Source organism: Krasilnikovia cinnamomea, from assembly GCF_004217545.1.
Lineage (GTDB): Bacteria > Actinomycetota > Actinomycetes > Mycobacteriales > Micromonosporaceae > Actinoplanes > Actinoplanes cinnamomeus.
The window spans coordinates 2,582,992-2,600,983 of sequence record NZ_SHKY01000001.1 but is presented as its reverse complement, the minus strand read 5'-3'; the positions used below and the strand labels follow the sequence as shown (position 1 = coordinate 2,600,983).

At 73.1% G+C, this 17,992-nt stretch carries 12 protein-coding genes and 1 pseudogene; 5 read left to right on the top strand and 8 right to left on the bottom strand.

Annotation, left to right across the window (positions count from 1 at the left end; translation table 11 throughout):
- Positions 1-45: 45 nt before the first annotated feature.
- Positions 46-1,155, top strand: a complete 1,110-nt coding sequence (locus EV385_RS11665) for a tetratricopeptide repeat protein (RefSeq protein ID WP_130509492.1) — start codon at positions 46-48, stop codon at positions 1,153-1,155.
- A 192-nt stretch (positions 1,156-1,347) separates the two neighbouring features.
- Here EV385_RS11665 and EV385_RS11660 read toward each other — a convergent pair.
- From EV385_RS11660 to EV385_RS11635, 6 genes and pseudogenes are all read right to left on the bottom strand, one after another.
- Positions 1,348-2,247: pseudogene (locus EV385_RS11660) on the bottom strand (N-acetylglucosamine kinase); the annotation flags it as partial.
- On the bottom strand, positions 2,244-3,509 hold the full coding sequence (locus EV385_RS11655) for a 6-phospho-beta-glucosidase (protein WP_130509491.1): 1,266 nt from the start codon (positions 3,507-3,509) through the stop codon (positions 2,244-2,246). The pseudogene EV385_RS11660 and the gene EV385_RS11655, both read right to left, overlap by 4 nt.
- Entirely contained in the window at positions 3,506-4,393 is an 888-nt protein-coding gene (locus EV385_RS11650) for a carbohydrate ABC transporter permease (RefSeq protein ID WP_130509490.1), read from the bottom strand. Before EV385_RS11650 ends, EV385_RS11655 begins: the two co-directional genes overlap by 4 nt.
- A complete protein-coding gene (locus tag EV385_RS11645; protein WP_130509489.1) occupies positions 4,390-5,328 on the bottom strand; it encodes a carbohydrate ABC transporter permease in 939 nt (312 codons plus the stop codon). Before EV385_RS11645 ends, EV385_RS11650 begins: the two co-directional genes overlap by 4 nt.
- A gap of 2 nt (positions 5,329-5,330) precedes the next feature.
- Positions 5,331-6,647, bottom strand: coding sequence for an ABC transporter substrate-binding protein (locus EV385_RS11640; protein ID WP_130509488.1), 1,317 nt, complete (start codon positions 6,645-6,647; stop codon positions 5,331-5,333).
- Positions 6,648-6,686: 39 nt separating this feature from the next.
- Entirely contained in the window at positions 6,687-7,868 is a 1,182-nt protein-coding gene (locus EV385_RS11635; protein WP_130509487.1) for an ROK family transcriptional regulator, read from the bottom strand.
- 274 nt (positions 7,869-8,142) lie between these two features.
- On the opposite strand from EV385_RS11635, the gene EV385_RS11630 reads away from it, so the two are divergent.
- The 3 genes from EV385_RS11630 to EV385_RS11620 all read left to right on the top strand — a co-directional run bounded on the left by EV385_RS11630 (position 8,143) and on the right by EV385_RS11620 (position 10,568).
- A complete protein-coding gene (locus EV385_RS11630) occupies positions 8,143-9,030 on the top strand; it encodes a chitosanase (protein WP_165449443.1) in 888 nt (295 codons plus the stop codon).
- Between the two features lie 131 nt (positions 9,031-9,161).
- Positions 9,162-10,007: a hypothetical protein gene (locus EV385_RS11625; protein ID WP_207229805.1), complete on the top strand. Its 846-nt coding sequence runs from the start codon at positions 9,162-9,164 to the stop codon at positions 10,005-10,007.
- 78 nt (positions 10,008-10,085) lie between these two features.
- A complete protein-coding gene (locus tag EV385_RS11620) occupies positions 10,086-10,568 on the top strand; it encodes an SRPBCC family protein (RefSeq protein ID WP_130509486.1) in 483 nt (160 codons plus the stop codon).
- Positions 10,569-10,588: 20 nt separating this feature from the next.
- On the opposite strand, the gene EV385_RS11615 is transcribed toward EV385_RS11620, so the two are convergent.
- Positions 10,589-14,044: a toll/interleukin-1 receptor domain-containing protein gene (locus EV385_RS11615; RefSeq protein ID WP_130509485.1), complete on the bottom strand. Its 3,456-nt coding sequence runs from the start codon at positions 14,042-14,044 to the stop codon at positions 10,589-10,591.
- 156 nt (positions 14,045-14,200) lie between these two features.
- On the opposite strand from EV385_RS11615, the gene EV385_RS11610 reads away from it, so the two are divergent.
- The gene (locus EV385_RS11610) at positions 14,201-14,674 is read left to right on the top strand and encodes a hypothetical protein (RefSeq protein ID WP_130509484.1); all 474 of its coding nucleotides are present in this window, start codon (positions 14,201-14,203) and stop codon (positions 14,672-14,674) included.
- On the opposite strand, the gene EV385_RS11605 is transcribed toward EV385_RS11610, so the two are convergent.
- Entirely contained in the window at positions 14,675-17,713 is a 3,039-nt protein-coding gene (locus EV385_RS11605) for an AfsR/SARP family transcriptional regulator (RefSeq protein ID WP_130509483.1), read from the bottom strand.
- Between the last annotated feature and the right edge of the window lie 279 nt (positions 17,714-17,992).

Genomic DNA, 17,992 nt, shown 5'->3' with positions numbered 1-17,992 from the left:
CCCGGGGCCCGAGCAATTCTGGTGAGGGCCTCATAAGCTGGCGTCGTGCCCAGCGATGCCGCGTCGGCTCCGTTCGAGCCCGAGACCACCCCCGAGGAGTACCGGCAACGGTCGCTGCTGCTGGCCGACCTGGGCCGCTACGACGAGGCCGCGGGGGAACTCGCCGCCGGGCTGGCCACCGCACCGGCCGATCCGGCACTGCTGTCCACGCTCGCCCGGGTCCACCTCGTGGCCGAACAGCCGGTCGAGGCGTTGGTCGCCGCGGAACGCGCCGTCGCCGCCGGGCCGGACCGGGTGGACGGTCTGGTCGCCCGCGGGATGGCGCTGGTCGACAACCGCCGGTACGCCGAGGCCGCCCAGGTCGCCGGGGCCATCCTCGGCCGCTGGCCCGCCGACCCGTACGCACAGCGCACCGGCGCGGCGCTGCTGAGCGAGGCGCGCAACGGCCAGGAGGCGCTCAACGCCGCGTGGCACGGGGTGCGGATCGCGCCCGCCGACGGCGAGGCGCACCTCGTGCTGGCGGTCGTCGCCGCCCGGCTGCGCCTGTTCGATCTGGCGCAGCGCGCGTACGCCGAGGCCCTGGACCTGGACTCCGCGATCGGTGAGGCGCAGCGCGACGTCGGCATCGTCCGGCTGGAGCGGCGCCGCTGGGCGCGGGCGCTGGAGACCCTCGCCGACGAGGCCGCCCTGGCCCAGCCGCCCGCGCCCGACATGCCGGACGCGGCGTTGCTGCCGGCCCCGCAGTCCCCGGTCGTGGTCCGACCGGCCGGTCCCGTGCTCGACCCCGGGCCCGACTCGGGCACCGCCGTCCGGCAGGCGGTGCTGTACTGCGCCAACGCCGTCCTGGTGGCCGGGGTGCTCACCGGGGTCATGCGGCTGGCCAGCCCCGGCGCCTCCCGGGTCTGGGCGGCCGTGATGGGCGTGCTGATCGCGGTCGCGGTCATCGGGTGGCTGACCCGGCGGCTCACCGAGCCGTTGGGCACGGCCCTACGCCGGCTCGGCACGCGGGACCGCCCGCTGCTGGCGGCGGCCTACCTGGCCGGGGCCGCGCCGATGCTGATCCTCGTGCATGCCGTTGTCGGCGGGGTGGTTCCCCTGGTGGCCGCCATGGTCACCGCCGCGCTGGCCGAACTGTTCGTCCTCGTGCGCCATTGATGGCCCGCCCGGTTCTTCGCGCCTGAAAGGACCGGCAACCAGACCTTGAACAGTTTCGGTTCGGCGCTCACCCGAAGTCTTCAAGTTCGGGTCAAGGGACGTCGGGGCCGGGTCGCGCAGCGCGGTGCGGACGCCTCGCTCGGTGTCCAGCGGGGCCGGGCCGCCGTGGAGGGCGTCCAGCGCCAGCAGGGCCGCGCCGACCACCGGGGGATCGGTCACCACGGTGACCTCGGCCCGGGGCGTCTGGGCGGCGGCGCCCGCCAGGATGCGTTCGTGCAGCACGCGGTGGCGGGCGCGGAGCACGCCGCCGCCCAGCACCAGCGCGTGCGGGGCATCGGTCAGCCCGAGGCGGGCCGCGGCGACGCGGTGCTGGGCGAGGATCTCGTCGGCCTGCCGCCGGACCAGCCGCAGGGCCACGGGGTCGCCCGCGGTGGCGACGTCGAACAGCAGCGGGGTCAGCTCGTGTACGGCGTGGCGCGGCAGGTCGCCGAGGTGCAGGGCGATGCTGACGCTTTCCACGGTGGGCCGCCCGAAGTGACGGGCCACGGCATCGGTGAGCCCGGTCGGCTCCCCGCGGCCGTCCTCGCCCCGGGCGGCTTCACGCAGGGTGTGGTCGGCGAGGTCGTGGCCGCCGCCCCAGTCTCCGGAGATCGGCCCGAGCGAGGGGAAGCGCGCGGTCCGGCCGTCGGCGGTGCGACCCACGCAGTTGTTGCCCGCGCCGCACACCACGGCGACCGCGTCCGGTGCCGCCGTACCGGCCCGCAGCAGGGCGAAGCAGTCGTTGTCGACGACGTACCGGCGGGCCCAGTCGCGGTCCGCGACCGCGGCGTGCAGGCGGTCCACTTCGACCGGCAGGTCCGCCCCGGCCAGGTAGACGGCCGCCAGGTCCACCGGGGTTCCGGCGGGCACCCCGGCCCGGGCGCGGACGGCTGCGACGAGGGTGTCGAGGACCCGTACCGCGCCGGGCAGGCCGAGCGAGTGCGGTGACGAGGTGCCGCCGCGGGCGATGCCGAGCACCCGGCCGTCCGCGGTGCCGAGCACGACGTCCGTCTTGGAGTTGCCGCCGTCGACGGCGAGGAAGAGGGCCGTCATCGGGCCCAGGCCAGGTGCTCGGCACCGGCGGCGACGAGCTTGTCGGTCAGCGCGTCGGCGTACTCGTGCTGGCCCACCAGGGGATGCGCCAGCAGGGCCCGGTACACCCGGTCCCGGCCGCCGCGCAGCGCCGCGTCCAGCGCCAGTTCCTCGTACCCGGAGACGTGCGCGATGAGACCGGCCTGGTCGGGCGCGACCGGGGCGACCGGCAGCGGACGCGGGCCGCCCTGACCGGCGCGCGCCGAGACCTCGATGACCGCGTTGGCCGGCAGGAACGGCAGGGTGCCGTCGTTGCGGACGTTCACCGAGTGCACCCCGTCCGGATCCAGGCCGTGCAGGGCCGCGATGAGGCCGACCGCCGCCTCCGAGTAGTACGCGCCGCCGCGCTCGCCGAGCAGGGCGGGCTTGGCGGTCAGCGCCGGATCCCGGTACATCTCCAGCAGCGTCGATTCGATCTGTGCGACGCGGGCGCCGCGCGTCGGTGCGCCGCGCTCGGCGCGCACCACCCGGTCGTGGTCGTAGTAGTAGGAAAGGTAGTAGGAGGGCACGCAGCTCAGGGCGGCCAGCACCGGCTCGTCGATCTCCACCTCGGCGGCCAGCTCGGCCCGGTGCGCGGCCAGCAGCTCGGGCAGCCGGTCCACCCCGTCCACGTACGCGGCCCGTTCCCACGTCAGGTGGTTGAGACCGACGTGGTCGAGAAGCACGGCCGACGGGTCGACGCCGAGATAGCCGGCAAAGCGGCGCTGGAAGCCGATCGCCACGTTGCACAGGCCGACCGCGCGGTGGCCCGCGTCGAGCAGTGCCCGGGTCACGATGCCGACCGGGTTGGTGAAGTCGACGATCCACGCACCCGGGCGCGCCCGCTTCCGGACGCGCTCGGCGACATCCAGCACCACCGGCACCGTACGCAGAGCCTTGGCGAGCCCGCCCGCCCCCGTGGTCTCCTGCCCGACGCAGCCGCAGTCGAGCGGGAACGTCTCGTCGCTGATCCGGGCGGCCTGCCCGCCCACCCGCAGCTGGATCAGCGCCACGTCGGCGTCGGTGACGCCGGCGTCCAGGTCGGTCGTCCAGGTGACCCGGCCGGGGTGGCCGTACGCGGCGAAGATGCGCGCCGCGAACCCGCCGACGACCGCCAGCCGGTCGGCGGCGGGGTCGATCAGCACCAGCTCGTCGACCTGCAGGCCGGAGTCGCGCAGCCGGGCGAACCCGTCCACCAGCTCCGGCGTGTACGTCGATCCGCCTCCAACGACAGCGATCCTCACCCTTTGACTCCCGTGAGCGTGACACCCTGCACGAACGCGCGCTGGGCGAAGAAGAACACGACGACGATCGGCGCCATGGTCAGCACGGTGGCCGCGATGACCAGGTTCCAGTCGACGTGATGGACACTGTGGAACGACGCGAGCCCGAGCGAAAGCGTCCACGCCTGCTCGTTCTCGCTGGTGTAGAGCAGCGGGCCGTAGTAGTCGTTCCAGCAGTAGAAGAACTGGAACAGCCCGGCGGCCGCGATGCCGGGGCGGGCCATCGGCAGTACGACCCGGATCAGGGTGCCCCACTCACCGCAGCCGTCGACCTTCGCCGCGTCGAGGTACTCCTGCGGGATGGTCAGCAGGAACTGGCGCAGCAGGAAGATGGCGAACGCGTCGCCGAACAGCATCGGGACGACCAGGGGCCACAGCGAGCCGGTGAGGCCGTACCGGGCCCACATCAGGTAGAGCGGGACGGTCACCACCTGCGGGGGCAGCATCATCACGCAGATGATGACCAGGAACAGGGCGTTGCGGCCGCGAAAGCGGAGCTTGGCCAGGGCGTACGCGGCGGGGACGCTGGACAGCAGCATGAGGGCGGTGGCGGTGACCGCGTACAGCAGCGTGTTGAGCAGGTAGCGGGGTAGCGGGGTGACCTGGAAGACCCGCACGTAGTTCTCGGGGTGCCAGGAGTTGGGCCAGTAGTCGCTGGTGAGCGCCTGGTTGCTGGTCATCAGTGAGATCAGCACCAGGTAGACCACCGGGGTCAGGAACATGATGGCCAGGGCGATGGCGATGCTGTGCCGGGCGATCCAGACCAGCCGGTTCTCGCGCCGGGCCTTCCTCGTGGAAGGCGGCCGGTTCACCACCGTCGGTGGCGCGTCAAGGACGGCGGTCATGATTCCTCCCCGGAGAACGCCTTGGCGCGGCGCAGCAGGATCACCGTCACGGCGAAAGCCACCAGGAACAGCGCCACGGCCAGGGCGTTCGCGTAGCCCAGCGCGTGGTAGCGGAACCCGACCGTGTACAGCCACAGCGGGTAGGTGAACGTGGAGCCCTCGGGGAAGCCGAAGGATTGGGAGATCCCGCCGCCGGTGGTGGCCTGCCCGCTGGCGATCGAGCCCGCCACGGCGGCCTGGTCGAAGTACTGCAGCGTGTAGATGACCCCGGTGACGGCCGCGAACAGGATCACCGGGCGGATCGTCGGGATGGTCACGTACCGGAAGCGGTGCCAGGCGTTGGCGCCGTCCAGGGCGGCGGCCTCGTACAGGCTGGTGGGGACGCCCAGGACGCCGGCCAGGAAGATGACCATCAGGTCGCCGATGCCCCACAGGCCGAGCAGCACCAGCGACGGCTTGGCCCACTCCGGCGAGTTGAACCACAGCGGGCCGTCGATGCCCAGGTGCGCCAGCATCGTGTCGACCGGCCCGGTACCGGGTTTGAGCAGGTAGACGAACGCGATCGTGGCGGCCACCGGCGGCGCCAGCGCGGGCAGGAAGAAGATGGTCCGGAAGAACCCCGCGCCGCGCTTGAGCTGGGTGAGCAGCACCGCCAGGCCGATCGCGCTGACGATGCGTACGGGGACGAAGACCGCCACCATCCACAGCGTGTTGCGTACGGACTGGAGCAGGAACGGGTCGTCGGCCAGCCGCCGGTAGTTGGCCAGCCCGACCCACTGCGGCGCCGACAGCAGGTCGAACCTGGTGAAGGAGAAGTACACGGCGGACACCAGCGGGTAGCCGAAGAACACCACGATGCCGATCAGGGCGGGGGCCAGGAACGACAGCGTGGTGGCGTGCTGCCGGGCCCGGATCGCCAGGGGTTTGGCGCTCATCGTCAGCCGCCCAGCGTCATGACGCTGTTGACCTGCTTGTCCGCCTCGGCCAGCCCGGCGTCCAGGTTCGCCACCTTGCCCGCCTGCCAGCCGGTCACGAACGTCTGGAACGTCTCCTGGTACGCGGGCCCGGACGCCGAGGGCGGGGTGGTGGACGAGTTCGGGTTGGCGAAGATGTCCATGAACGTCTTGAACGCGGGATCCACCTTCAGCGCCGGGTCGGCCGCGGCCTTGGTCGTGGTGGGGATGTTGCGCAGGGAGTTGGCCAGCTTGACGATCGTCGTGTCGTTGGTCGTCAGGTACTTGATGAGCTCCCAGGCCGCCTCGGGGTTCTTGGCGTTCTTGGCGATGCCCATGATGTTGCCGGTGACGTAGCCGGCGCCGTACCGGGCCGGGTCGGTGGTGGGCAGCGGGGCCACGCCGTAGCTGAGCTTCGGGGCCTGGTCGGCGAGGAACGCGAGGCGGTACTCGGCGTCGACGTTGATCGCCACCTGGCCCTTCTGGAACGCGTTGTCCGCGCTGAACTCGTCGCCCAGACCGGCCCGGAACTTCTGCAGGTTGTCGTAGCCGTACCAGTCGACGAGGCTCTTCTGCCAGGTCAGCAGCGTCTTCCAGGCCGGGTCGGCGGCGATGGCGGACTTGCCGTCGGCGGTGAGCCACGTCGCGCCGACGATGGGGGCGAGGTGGGCGGCGGCGTTCTCGTAGAAGTCCATCAGGGGCAGGAAGCCGACCCGCTTCAACGAGCCGTCGGCGTTGCGTACGGTGAGCTTCTTGGCGTCCTCGGCCAGCTCGTCCAGGGTCTTCGGCGGCCCCGCGATGCCCGCCTTGGCGAACAGGTCCCTGTTGTAGAACAGCCCGTACGCGTCGGCGAGGAACGGCATGGCGCACCGCTTGCCGCCGTACTCGGTGTATTGCCGGGTGGTGGGGTTGAGCTGGGAAAGGTCCACTTTGTCCCGGGCGATGTACGGGGCCAGGTCGACCCAGGCGCCGGAGGCGCAGAACTTGCCGACGATGTCGGTGGAGTACGACAGGCCGATGTCGGGTCCGTTGCCCGCGCCGATGGCCTGGGTGACCTTCGAGTCGTCCTGGCCCGACTTGACCGTGACCTTGATCTTCGGGTGGGTGGCCTCGAAGTCCTTGACGACCGTGTCGATCGCGGCGGCCTCGCGTTCGGTGAAGAAATGCCACAGCTCGACCGTGCCGGACACCTCGGTGCCCGGGTCGGCGATCTTGTTTTCCTTGGGTGCGGGGGTGCATGCCGCGGTTAGTGCGGCGGCGGTTATCAGGGCAAAAAGGGCGCGCGGTATCCGGGTGTTCATGAGGGGGTCCTTCCCGGGGATTTCGTTATGGGTTGGGGGTCAGCTGTCGCGAATGGACGCGATGAGGGTTTCGCGGACCGCGGTGAGCCCGGCGTCCAGCGCGCCGAGCAGCACCGCGTCGTCGTCGATGGTGGTCACCGCGACCGTGCTCTCCAGTGGCGCGGCCCGATGGAGAGCGCTCTCGACCGCGGCCAGCAGCGTCCGCCCGCCGGCCTGCGCGACCGGACCGGCCAGCACGACCAGCGACGGATCGAGGACCGCGATGACCGCCGCCAGGCCGACCGCGATGCGGTCGGCGAGCCGGGGGAAGAACTCGCTCGCCGCCTCCGGGTCGGCGGCCGCCGCCCGGACCACCTCCGGCGGGGTACGGCCGGGCACGCCGCAGTCCTGGCCCAGGGCGAGGACGGCCGCACCGCCCACCAGGTCCTGCAGGTCCACCTTGCGGTGGGTGGAGTCCGGGGCGTACAGCGGCATGTAGCCGATCTCGCCCGCGCCGCCCCGGGCGCCGCGCAGGAGCGACCCCGCGATGTCGATGGCCAGACCGAGGCCCTCCAGGCCGAGCCAGAGCAGGGCGAAGCCGTCGGACTCGCGGGCCACCCCGTGCCGGCGTTCGGCGATCGCGGCGAGATTGACGTCGTTGTCGACGCCGACGTGGGTGCCCAGCGCCGTGGCGATCTCCGGCACCAGGCCGGTACGCCCCAGCCCGGGCACGTCCACGTGCCGGATGGTCTGGGTGCGGCTGTCGTACGAGCCCGCGACGCCGAGCTGGACGTGGCGCAGCCGCTCGGCGGGCACCCCGCTGTCGCGGCGCAGCGTGGCGACGGCGTCGAGCACGGCCGACTTCGGGTCGGTCCGCAGGAAGTCGACGCGCAGTTCGGTCCGGGAGCGGATCGTGCCGGTGAGGTCGCACAGGGCGGCCGCCACGGACGGGGCGTCGCTCGGGCCGATGTCACGGATCGAGACGGCCGCCGCGTACGCCGCGTCGGGGTTGGCCGCGTAGAGCTCGGCGTTGGGGCCGGGGCGGCCGCTGTTGTGGCCGACCACGGTGACCAGGCCCGCCTCGGTGAGCCGGCGCAGCACCTCGGAGATGGTCGGCGTGCTGAGCTTGGTGAGTTTGCGCAGGTCGGAGCGGGTCAGCGTGCCGGGTTCGAGCAGGTGGGCGAGCGCCGCGCTCTCGTTCATGGCGCGGAGCAGCTTCGACGAGCCGGCGAGACGCGACACGGTGGCCCCCGGGTGGTGATTGGCAAACTGGCTAACAATTAGCTGGACGGTAGGCCCGGCCTCCCGGGACTGTCAAGGTCTCGATCAATGAACGAATCGTCCTTAACCGCTCAACGGGTTGTCAATCGCCCCGGATTGATAAAACACTTTAACGGTCATTGATAAACCTCCTTAACTGTCGTAGCGTCACCACCCATCGCCGGCGGCGGCGCAAGCCCCTCGGTCGCCGCCGGTGCCGATCCTGCGCGCCCATCCCCTACCCCTGAGGAGCGCAATGACCACCCCCAGCACCACCCCCCGTCCCCGCCGTCGCACGACGGCGTACCTCGCCGCCGGTCTGCTCGTCCCCGGCGTCGCCATCGCGTACGGCCTGCTGCCCGCGGGCGCAGCGACCGTCCCCGCCGGGACGTCGGCCGGCGTCGTGGCCCCAGCCCGGCCGGTGGCCGCCGCGGCCGCCGCAGCCCGCAGAAACCTCGACGACCCGGCGAAGAAGGAGGTCGCGATGCAGATCGTCTCGGCCGCCGAGAACTCGTCGCTCGACTGGCGCGCCCAGTTCTCCTACATCGAGGACATCGGCGACGGGCGCGGCTACACCGCCGGGATCATCGGCTTCTGCTCCGGCACCGGCGACATGCTGGAGCTGGTCGAGGCGTACACGGACACCAAGCCGTCGAACGTCCTGGCCCGGTACCTGCCCGCGCTGCGCACGGTGAACGGCTCGGACTCGCACGCCGGGCTGGACCCGAACTTCCCCAGGGACTGGCGTACCGCCGCGCAGGACCCGGTGTTCCGGGCCACCCAGGAGGCCGAGCGCGACCGGGTGTACTTCAACCCGTCCGTGGCGCGCGGCAAGTCTGACGGCGTGCGGGCGCTCGGGCAGTTCGCGTACTACGACGCGGCCGTCATGCACGGTCCCGACGGGATGGCGTCGATCCGCAGCCGGGCGCTGCGCAAGGCGAAGCCGCCCGCCCAGGGCGGCAACGAGACCACCTGGCTCCACGCCTTCCTGGACGAGCGGGTCATCGAGATGAAGAAGGAGGAGGCGCACTCGGACACCTCGCGGGTCGACACCGCCCAGCGGGTCTTCCTGCGCAACGGCAACCTCGACCTGAACACGCCGCTCGACTTCGCGGTCTACGGCGACCAGTACCACATCGGCTAGCGTCCCGACGTCGCGCCGGTCCGAGCGGGCGGTCGGTGCCGATCGCCCGCTCCGTCACGCCTACTCCTATGAAAAGCGACATAACGGTCGGTGTTGTCCGCGCTTCGGAGCGTCCATTAGGTTCATTATTCGTGTCAACGCTGGTGCCGCCGCTGTTCGCGGGACTCGTCGATGACGCCGTCCTGCTACCGCCGAACGACACCGACGTCGGCGCCGCGGTGGCGGCGCACCGCGAGCACGCCGCCGCGTGGTACGCGCCCCTGCTCGGCTCGCTGCTCGTACCCTCCTCGCTGGCCCACCGGGCCCCGCCCGTCGGCGGCCTCGCGGTCGGCGTCGTCTGCGACACCAGCATCGACGGGCTCGACGCCGCGGTGGCCGCGCTGCGCGGCGCCGCGGCCGAGGTGCGCCAGGTCGAAGCGGCGGTCGCGCGCCGCGGCGAGGACTCCCAGCCTGGCCTGCGCGCGCTGCACCGCTTCGCCGCCACCCAGCCCGACCTCGACGTGTACGCCGAGATCCCGCTGAGCTGGGGCCTGCTGGCCGCGCTCGACACGGTCGCCGGGAGCCGCGCCGACGGGCGGCGGATCGGCGCCAAGTTCCGGGTCGGCGGCCTGGCCGCGGAGCTGTTCCCCACCCCGGTCGAGCTGGCCGCGGTGATCTGCGCCTGCCGCGACCGCGAGCTGCCGTTCAAGCTCGCGGTGGGGCAGCGGCACGCGCTGCGGCACACCGATCCGGAAACCGGTTTCACCCACCACGGCTTCCTCAACGTGCTGGTCGGATGCGCCGCGGCGGTCGACGGGGCCGAGGTGGCCGAGGTGGCCGAGGTGCTGGCCGCGACCCATCCGGTGCCGCTGGCCGAGCCCGCGCGGACCCGCCGCGACGGGCAGCGCCCGCTGCTGGCCGGCTTCGGCGCCCGCAACGTGCGCGACCCGCTCACCGAGCTGGTCCGGGTGGGTCTGATCAACGGCGGATACGACTGAGGTACGCGGGCGCCGTGACCGGGTAATCGTTGTTCCGAAGAGCTGCCGACCCGTACGGTGTATTCGGGAGGTCACGCTATGTCGACGGTCGCGGTCACCCGATTGGTCGAGGCGCCGGTGAGTGAGGTGTGGCGCGTGTTCACCGACCTGTCCCGCCGGGCGCAGTGGTTGTCCACGGTTCACCGGGTCGAGCCCGTCACGCCCGGTGAGTTCCGCTCCGGCACGACCTGGCGCGAGGCCCGCATCATGGCCGACGGCTCCGAGATCACCGAGGAGTTCCGGGTCAGTGACTGCGCGGTGCCGGAGCAGTTCGTGGTGGAGTCGCCGGGGATCGGGGCGGACTACCGGATGACCTACACCTTCGCGCCCGTGACGGCCGGGCGGCACCGGGGCGGCACGATGGTCACCGCCGTCCAGGACGGCACCCCCACCGAGCCGCGCGGGCGGCTGCTGGCGCTGGTCTTCGGCGGGCTGGCCGCCCGTACGGTCGAGGGCGCGCTGCGCCAGGACCTGGACGACCTCGCCCACGCCGCCGCAAACCCCTCCACCGAGGCCGCCTGACCGCCCGCCGCCGGTGATCCTCATGCGGGACAGGTCGGCTGGTACGGCAGCTCGGGGATGACGCGGGCCCACTCGTCGGCGGTGAACCCGCGTCCGGTGATGGCGCAGGCCTGCCGGGCCGGGTGGGCGCGCAACTCGGTCAGCTCCGTGTAGTCCCAGACGGTGACGTGCGCGGGGTTGCTGGCGTCGTTCCCGCCCGCCGCCAGGCTGCGCCCGTCCGGGCTGAACGCCACCAGGCCGGTCTGCAGCACGGTGCCCTTGAGGGTGGCCAGCCGCACCGGCTTCGCCCGGTCCGAAACGTCCCACAACGCCACGGTGTGATCCTGGCTGCCGGTCGCCACGGTGTGCCCGTCCGGGCTGAACGCCACCGCGCGCACCCAGTTGCTGTGGCCGGTCAGGGTGCTCAGCCGGTGCGGCCTGGCCGGATCGGTGACGTCCCACAGGATCGCCGTGCGGTCGTAGCTGCCGGTCACCAGCGTGTGCCCGTCCCGGCTGAACGCCATGGACTCCACGGTCTCGCCGTGTCCGTCCAGAGTGGCCAGCCGGACGGGGCGGGCAAGGTCGGCGGCGTTCCACAGCCAGACCTGCCCCTTGGCGCCGCCGACGGCCACCGTGCGTCCGTCGGGGCTGAACGCCAGCGACTCCACCATGTTGCCGTGCCCGGTCAGCGTGGCGCGCCGGACCGGACGCGCACGGTCGGCCACGTCCCACAGCATCAGCTTGCCCTCGGTGGCGCCGACCGCGAGGCTGCGGCAGTCCGGGCTGAACGCCAGCGCGTTCAACCGCGTCACGTCCTCCTCGAACACGGCCCGCCGGACCGGCCTGGCCGGGTCGCTCACGTCCGTCAGCGACACCTGGCCGTCCTCCCGCCCGGCGGCGGCGATGGTGCGTCCGTCCGGGCTGAACGCCACCGCGGCGACCTCGTCGTCATGCGCGGTCACGGTGGCCCGCCGGACCGGATGGGCCGGATCGGTCATGTCCCAGAGCATCGCCTCGCCCTCGTAGCCGGCGGTGGCCAGTGAGCGTCCGTCGCCGCCGAACGCCAGCGCCAGCACCTGGGCGCTGTGGTCGTCGAGTTCGCTGAGCTGGGTGGGGGCACCCCGGTCCGCCACGTTCCACAGCGTCGCCGTCTCGCCGCTGCCGGCCGTGACCACGGTACGGCCGTCCGCGCTGAACGCCATCGACTCGACCGCCCCGCCGTGGCTGACCATGCTGGTCAGCCGCAGCGGCTTGGCGGGCTCCGTCACGTCCCACAGCGTCGCCGTACCGTGCGAGTCGCCGGCGGCCAGGACGCGTCCGTCCCGGCTGAACGCCACGTCCTGGACCGTCTCGGGCGCGCCGGTGAGGGTGGCGCCCCGCTTGGGCCGCGCCGGATCCGTCATGTCCCAGAGAACCACCGCGCCGTCCCAGTCCCCGGTGGCCAGCAGCGGCCGGTTCGGGCTGAACGCCACCGATGCGGGGCGCACGTTGCCGCCGGCCAGCGTGGCCGATTGGACCGGATGGGCCCGGTCGGTCACGTTCCAGATGGTCGCCGTGCCGGCGGACAGCACCACGGTGCGCCCGTCCGGGCTGAAGATGGCGCGGTCCAGCACGTAACTCTTCGTGGTCAGCCGCGACAGCCGCTTCGGCTTGCTCTGGTCGGTCACGTCCCACAGGGTCGCGCTCGCGTCCAGGCTGGCCGTGAGGACGGTACGCCCGTCCGGGCTGAACGTGACCGACTTGACGCTCGTCAGGCCGGGCAGCGTGGCCAGCTGCACGGGATGGGACCGGTCGGCCACGTTCCACAGGATCGCCATGCCCCGCCAGCCGACCATGGCCAGCGTCCGCCCGTCCGGGCTGAACGCCAGCGCGCTCACCAGCGAACCGTCCCCGCGCAGGGTGGCGAGCCGGACGGGGTGCGCCCGGTCGGCCACGTTCCACAGCGTCGCGGTCCCGTCCTCGCCGCTGGTCGCCAGGAGGTCGTCCGGGCCGAACGCGGCCCGACTCACGCCGTCGAGGGTGCCGGCGTAGTGCGTCGACGCGACGATGCCGGTGAGTTCACCGCGGCTCTCGGGCCCCGGCTGCACCTTCTGGGCGGCCAGCCCGAGCATGAGGGCGGATCGCGGGTCCTCGTCGATCGCCTCCCTGGCCTGGTTGATCAGTCGCCGGCTGATCGCGATCCGCTGCTGCTCCTCCGCCTTGCGCTGCTGCTCGTCTGCCTTGCGTTCCTGGTCTTCGGCCCGGCGTTGCTGCTCGTTCGCCTTGCGTTCCTGGTCTTCGGCCCGGCGTTGCTGCTCGTCGGCCCGGCGCTGCTGCTCGTCCGCCTTGCGCTGCTGCTCGTCCGCCTTGCGCTGCTGCTCGTCCGCCTTGCGTTGCTGCTCGTCGGCTCTGCCCTGCTCCTCGTCGGCCCGGCGCTGCTGCTGCGCGGCGATGTGCTGCTGCCGGAGCGCCTCCGCGCTCGCCTGGTGGGCCAGTCGCTTCTGCTGCTGGGCGGTCCGTTCCTGGCGACCGGCCTCGCCCGCCCAATGCCGCGCCCGATCACGCTGCCGCTGGGTCAGCCGCTCCTGGGCGCGCGTCCGCTCCGCCGCCCGCTGCGCCAATGCCTCCTGCCTGCGCGCGTTGCCCTCCTGGCGACCGGCCTCCCGCGACGCCTGTTCCGCGAGCCCCTTCTGCTCGCGCGCCAGCCGTTCCTGCCGCCGGGTCTCCGCCGCCGCGTCCCGGGCCCGCGCCTGCTGTTGCCGCGCCACCTCCTCGTGGTCACGCGACTCCTGGGCGAACCGCTCGGCGCTGCCCCGCTGCTCCAGCGCCTCCTGCTGCTGGTACCGCGCCTCCACCGCCGCCGCGGTCGCCCGCTGCGCGTTGCGTACGGCCAACCCGCCGGTCAGCGACGCCACCAGCGTCAGCAGCACCAACGCGGTCACCGCCACCGAACGCAGCCGCCGCACCCGGCGATGCTGCCGGACGTCCTCGCCCTCCAGGTCGTCCTTGCTGACCCCGTGCATCGGTGCGGCCAACTGCGCGATCGCGTCCCGGAACCGGGAATGCCGCAGGCTCAGGTGCTGGTCGTCCCTGGCCCAGCGCAGGTCGAGGAACAACGGCTCCTCGGCGAAGACCGTACGCAGCGCCGTCGGCACCGCGGTCGAGCCCTCGGTGAAGTCCCGCCGCGCCGGATCCCACTGCCATTCGCCGTCGGTCACCACGGGCAGGATGCGGTCCGCCGACTTCGTGGCCACCCAGTGCTCGATCTCGCGGTTCACCCACGGCGAGCGCGCCGCCTCGGGCGAGGCCAGCAACACGAAGTACTCGGAGCCGTCGAGCGCGTTCTGGATGGACGTCCACAACGCGGGTGTGACCGCCAGCCCGGTCTGATCCCGGAAGATCCACAACGCCCGCCGCCGGTGCCACGGCTTCGCCAGTCGGTGCAGACCACGCTGGACGGCGGGTGCGAGCCGCCCGTCTGCGGCATGACTGTACGAAATGAACCCATTGAAGGTCATGGCAGATCCCCGCGATCGGTCCGGTTGGCGACCGTCATTCTGCACACCACCGTCGACGCGGAGAATGACGGATGCCACTGCCCTGGCCGTACCGGGGGCGGCGTCCGTATCGTCGTGGTGTTTCTGAGCGGAACGAGCCGTCGTACGGGGGTCGCAGTGCGGTTCGGAGTTACCGGTCACCAGATTCTCCCGCCGAGAATCGTCGACCGTGCGGTGGAGCACTGGCGCCGGGTCCTGCCCGTCGGCGCCCAGTTGTACGGGGTGTCGAACCTCGCCGAGGGCGCCGACCAGCTGTTCGCCGCGCACGTCGTGGCGGCCGGGGGCGTGCTGGAGGCGATCCTGCCCTGCGCGGACTACGCCAGCTCGCTGGTCACCGACGACGGCAGGGCCCGGCTCGAACAGCTTCGGCGGGCCGCCACGACGGTGCTCACCCTGCCCTATCCGCAGCCCAGCGATCAGGCGTTCCTGGCCGCCGGGCAGGTCCTGGTCGACCGCTGCGACCACCTCTTCGCCGTCTGGGACGGGCAGCCCGGTCGCGGGGTGGGCGGCACCGCCGACATCGTGGCCTACGCCCGGGCGCGGGGACGCCCGGTCACCGTGCTGTGGGTGGAGGGCGTCGTCCGGGTGTGACTACCGCCCGGATCCCGCCGCCGGGACGCCGATCGTCGGCGCGGGCACCGCGAGGTCGGCGAACAGCCGCCGCGCCTGCTCCACATGCGACAGTGCCCGGTCGGGCTCGCCGGTGACCTGATCCGCGGCGGCGATGCCGTCGTGCGCGCGGGCCTGCTCGTACCGGTCGCCGATCTCGCGGGCCAGGGCGAGGGCCTGGCCGTGTTCGGCGGCGGCCTGCGCGGCGTCGCCCGCCGCGCGCAACACCTGGCCCAGGTCGTTGAGCGCCTCGGCCTCGCTGGCCCGGTCCCCGATCCGGCGGTGCAGCACCAGGGCCTCCCGCAGGTGAGCAGCGGCCTCGGCAAGCCGTCCGCGCCGGGCGTGGACCGCGGCGAGGTCGGTCAGCACGTACGCCTCCCGGGTACGGTCACCGGCCTGCCGGACCGCGGCGAGGCTCAGCTCCAGCGACGCGGCCGTCGGCGCGAGCTGATCCGGGTCCGGGCCCAGCCGGGCCAGCAGCGACAGCACGTACGCCTCGCTGAACCGGTCGCCGAGCCGGGCGTAGAGCTCCAGTGCCGGCCGGAGCCGCCGCACCGCCTGCGCGGAGTCGCCCAGCCGCTCGTCTACCAGGCCCAGCCGGACCAGCGCGTCGGCCTCGCCCGCCTCGTCACCCAACCGCCGGTACCGCGTCCACGCCTGCTGATAGTGGTCCGCGGCCTGCCGGTAGTGGCCCTGCCGCCAGTGGACGCTGCCCAGGTTGCGCAGCGCCCCGGCGACGGCGGCGTCATCGCCGAGTCCGGTGTAGAGAGTCAGCGCCTGCTGGTAGGACTCGGCCGCGCGGTCGAGCCGGCCCTGCCGCCGGTGCAGCCGTCCCAGGTTGCTCAGCGCCCGGGCCTGCGCGTCCCGGTCGCCGACGGCCCGGGCGGCCGCCGCGGCCGACGCCGTGACGGTCACCGCCTCGGCGACCGGCCCGCCCGCGTCGAGGTAGCGGAACAGGGTCTCGGCCAGGGCGATGGCGTGGCGGTGCCAGCCGTGCGTGGCACCGTACGTGCAGGCGGCGGCCAGGTTGGGCCATTCGGCCTCGAGCCAGGCGCGGGCCGCGTCCGCGTCACCGGTGGTGCCGCCCGCCGCCAGGTCGCGCGCCGGGGCGGGGGTCGGGTACAGCGCCGCCATCGCCGCGACGGACCCGGCCAGGTAATGGTCGAACAGGCGGGTCAGGGCCGCCTCCCGGTCCGGTGCGGTGTCGTGCCGGCTGGCGAGTTCGGCGGCGTAGGCGCGCAGCAGGTCGTGCATGCCGTACCGGCCGCCGCCGGAGGTGTGGATCAGGCTGGCCCGGGCCAGCAGGCCGAGCAGCCGCCGCGCGTCGCCGACGCCGGTGCCGGTCAGCGCCGCCGCCGCGTCGACGTGCAGGTTGACCCCGGGCGGCAGCCCGAGCAGCCGGAACGCGCGGGCCGCCTCGCCGGACAGGTTCTGGTACGACCAGGAGAAGACCGCCCGCACCTCGGCGCGCGGATCGCCGCCCGCGTCGAGCAGATCGAGCCGCCGCTGGTGGTCGGCCAGCTCGGCGACCAGCTCGGCCAGCGGAACGTCGGAGCGCGCCGCGGCCAGCTCGGCCGCGATCCGCAGCGCCAGCGGCAGCCGGGCGCAGGCGTCGGCCAGCTCCGCGGCGGCGGACGGCTCGCGGTCCACCCGGGCGCCGATCAGCCGGCGCAGCAGACCCACCGCGTCCGCCGGGGGAAGCAGGTCGAGGTTGAGCCGTTCGGCCCCGTGCACCGCGACCATTCCGGGCAGGGAATCCCGGCTGGTGATCAGCACCAGGCACGATCCCGCGCCGGGCAGCAACGGCCGGACCTGCTCCACCGAGGAGACGTTGTCCAGCAGCACGAGCATCCGCCGGCCGGCCAGCTCGGACCGGTAGCGCCCGGCCCGCTCGTCGAGCTCCAGCGGCAGCTCCGGTGCGCGTACGCCGAGCGCGGTGAGGAACCAGGCCAGCGCGTCGGCGGGCACCACCGGCTGTTCGGCGTCGTAGCCGCGCAGGTTCACGTAGAGCTGCCCGTCGGGGAAGGCGTCCCGAACGCGGTGCGCCCACCGTACGGCCAGGGCGGACTTGCCGACTCCGGGCGTACCCGAGAGGACCGCGATGGTCACCGCCGTGGCCGCGGAGTGCCGCGGGTCATCGCCGACCGGCTGCGACAGCAGCCGGTCCAGCGCGGCCAGTTCATCGGTACGCCCGGCGAAGGCGCGCACGTCGGCGGGCAGCTGCGCCGGTACCGGAGCCGGTCCGGTCTGCCGCGGCTCGGGCACGTCCGCACTCGGTGCGGCGAGGCCCGGGTCGGCGGCCAGAATCCGCTCGTGCAGCCGGCGCAGTCCGGCACCGGGATCGCTGCCGAGCTGTTCGGCCAGGCAGCGGCGGATCCGCCGGTACTGCTCGTCGGCGTCGGCCTGGCGGCCGCACCGGTAGAGGGCGAGCATCGACTGCTCGGCCAGCCGTTCGTCCAGCGGGTGCTCGGCGACGGCGGCGGACAGCGCCGGGAGCAGCTCGCCGTGGCGGCCCAGCCGCAGCAGCACGTCGTTGCGGTCGAGCTCGGCGGCGAACCGTTCGCTGAGCAGCGTGTGCCGGGTCGAGGTGAGCCACGGAGTGTCCAGGCCCGCGAACGGTTCACCGCGCCAGCAGCCGAGGGCCTGCGCGAACAGCTCGGCGGCCGACCGGTCCGACTCCGCCGACCGGGCAAGCGTGATCAACCGGCGAAACCGGTGGATGTCCACCGCCTGCGGGTCGACGGTGAGGAGGTAGCCGGCCGATTGCCGCTGGATCTCCACCCCGTCCGCGTCGGCGACCGCCCGCCGCAGCCGGGACAGGTAGCTGTAGAGCGCCCCGGCGACCCGCTGCGGGACATCCTCGCCCCACACCCGGTCGACGAGCTGGTCGACCGGGACCGGACGGCCGGCCTCGACGAGCAGCACGCCCAGTACGCACCGTTGCCGGGCATGACCCAGATCGACGGGTCGGCCGTCGAGCCGGGCCTCCACGGCGCCGAGCACACCGAACTCCGCCGCCATGCCACCTCCATCGACGCCACCACGGCGTTTCCCTGACCAGGGAATTCAAGATACCCACAAGGACCGATACGAGTCTTTCACGCTTCGTTCAAGGTCCAACGGCGACGCTGGATGTGTTGCAGGTGAGCGGCAGGCCGCCTTCGCCCGGTTACGCGAGCGTACGGGGGAATCGGGACGTGAAGCAGAGCACCAGGACGCGACGGGCGGTCTGCTCACCTGCGACAGGTCGGCCGGAATTGGCACACCGCCACTGGAATCGTGCCGCGCGACCGAAGGTGG

Coding starts and splice junctions, on each gene's coding strand:
- EV385_RS11605 (WP_130509483.1), bottom strand. CDS start 17,713: ATGGCGGCGGAGTTCGGTGTGCTCGGCGCCGTGGAGGCCCGGCTCGAC.
- EV385_RS11645 (WP_130509489.1), bottom strand. CDS start 5,328: ATGAGCGCCAAACCCCTGGCGATCCGGGCCCGGCAGCACGCCACCACG.
- EV385_RS11630 (WP_165449443.1), top strand. CDS start 8,143: ATGACCACCCCCAGCACCACCCCCCGTCCCCGCCGTCGCACGACGGCG.
- EV385_RS11620 (WP_130509486.1), top strand. CDS start 10,086: ATGTCGACGGTCGCGGTCACCCGATTGGTCGAGGCGCCGGTGAGTGAG.
- EV385_RS11640 (WP_130509488.1), bottom strand. CDS start 6,647: ATGAACACCCGGATACCGCGCGCCCTTTTTGCCCTGATAACCGCCGCC.
- EV385_RS11615 (WP_130509485.1), bottom strand. CDS start 14,044: ATGACCTTCAATGGGTTCATTTCGTACAGTCATGCCGCAGACGGGCGG.
- EV385_RS11650 (WP_130509490.1), bottom strand. CDS start 4,393: ATGACCGCCGTCCTTGACGCGCCACCGACGGTGGTGAACCGGCCGCCT.